The sequence below is a fragment of the Moorena sp. SIO4A1 genome, assembly GCF_010672065.1.
In the GTDB taxonomy this organism is placed as follows: Bacteria; Cyanobacteriota; Cyanobacteriia; order Cyanobacteriales; family Coleofasciculaceae; genus Moorena.
Map to the genome: position 1 here is coordinate 1 of NZ_JAAHHX010000634.1, position 1,559 is coordinate 1,559.

Annotated in this window: 2 protein-coding genes; both read right to left on the minus strand. The window is 46.9% G+C overall.

Going from position 1 to position 1,559, the window contains the following annotated elements:
• Positions 1–359: 359 nt before the first annotated feature.
• Complete coding sequence (locus F6K53_RS41390) at positions 360–506, minus strand: CHAT domain-containing protein (RefSeq protein WP_293086174.1); 147 nt, start codon at positions 504–506, stop codon at positions 360–362.
• On the minus strand, positions 506–1,559 hold a 1,054-nt coding region (locus F6K53_RS41395; RefSeq protein WP_293086176.1), incomplete at its 5' end, for a CHAT domain-containing protein. The genes F6K53_RS41390 and F6K53_RS41395, both read right to left, overlap by 1 nt.

Sequence of the window (1,559 nt, forward strand, 5' to 3'; positions counted from 1 at the left end):
AGGAGAGTTCTAGGGGGGAACCCCTAGTTCGACTCTAATATCTCCGAGTGGACTCCTCTGCAACCGACGGGGCTTCCTGGGGAATTTATTACGATGATGACTAAGTACATAATTCTGGGTTAAGCAATTAAATTGCTGGGGGGCTTTGCCCCCTGGCGAAACCATCGGGGCTGCTCCCATGGGAGCATGTCTGGAATGGTGCGAAATCTGAATTCATAAGGTTTACCTAGCCGTAGATAGTATTTCTGCGGCTATTTTTTTTGTCAGCTATAAGCATCTCCCCATCTCCCCATCTCCCCATCTCCCCATCTCCCCATCTCCCCATCTCCCCATCTCCCCATCTCCCTACTCCCTCTACCTCACAACCAATTTCCCAGCAAAATAAAAGCCGACCAGTAATAGGGGTGATTAAATGCCTCGCTCTGCAACAGCTCCTGTTGAGCTTGTCGCAAAGCTTCTGCCTTGGTAACCTGGCCTGTGGCTAACTTCTTATAGAAGCGAGTCATTAACTCTGTAGTAGCAAGATCGTCCGCAGTCCAGAGACTGGCATCGCTGTGCGTGGGGGGGCACGCACAGCGATGCCAGCCAATCCCAACGCGGCTCGGGAGTCTCCCACGGCGGTCGTACAAGCACTGAGGACGAGTAATTCAATGGGATTTTCTTGCTTTTGATCCGCTGAGATCAGACTATTTAACTCATTGAGATTGATCACGTCATCCCAGGTCAGGAGAAAGGTTTCTTCCGCTACTGAACTAAATTCACCATGAGTGGCTAGATGAACCACTTCGTAACTAGAGCTATTAACTTCTGTATTGAAGTTGGATTCAGTAAAGGATTCATTGAGTAAAATCGATGAAGGAATTTGACCCTTGATATTCTCTAATTCCACCTTCACCCCAGGAAGTGGAGGTAATGGAAGATGGGGACGAGCTTCGCTAACTCCAGCAGTCAGAGCCGAAACGTTTTGTCTGACTAATGCTTTAGGGTCGATTAATTGTAAACTAGGTGCGATCGCAATACTATATTTCTCGATGGAATAGCGTTCCCCGTCATAAAGCACGGACATGGGAATATTGCGCAAAGCCCCATCGGGGATAAATACTAGGGTGCGGATGTTACTGTTGGCTAGTTCCGCTTCAATCGGAGCAATTAACCAGTCGTGTATTTTTTGTAAGTTGTCCTTTCTCAGACCTCGCCAAGAGTCAGTAATATTGCTATTTACCGAAGCCAGTAGTTTTTCTATTTCTGGTTGAGGTAAGTTAGTGGTGATCTGGCGCAGGGGTTGTCCGGGCAAGGTGACAATTACTTCCAGGCGGTCTGGCAAGATAATGGTATAGAAGATAGCAGCGTTAGGATCTATTTCGTCGATATTAACGGGTTTAGCATCTAAACAGGCATCCCGAAAGAAGTTATCTAATTCCGCTAGTTGTAGGGATTCAATTACATCTCGTGCTTGTTTGAGGTTTTCTTGAGATGCATTGGGTTCCAGCAGTAGTCCTACTAATTCTCGGTAGACTGGTTCGACGCTTTCTCGAAACCCAAATTGAATATCGCTACTA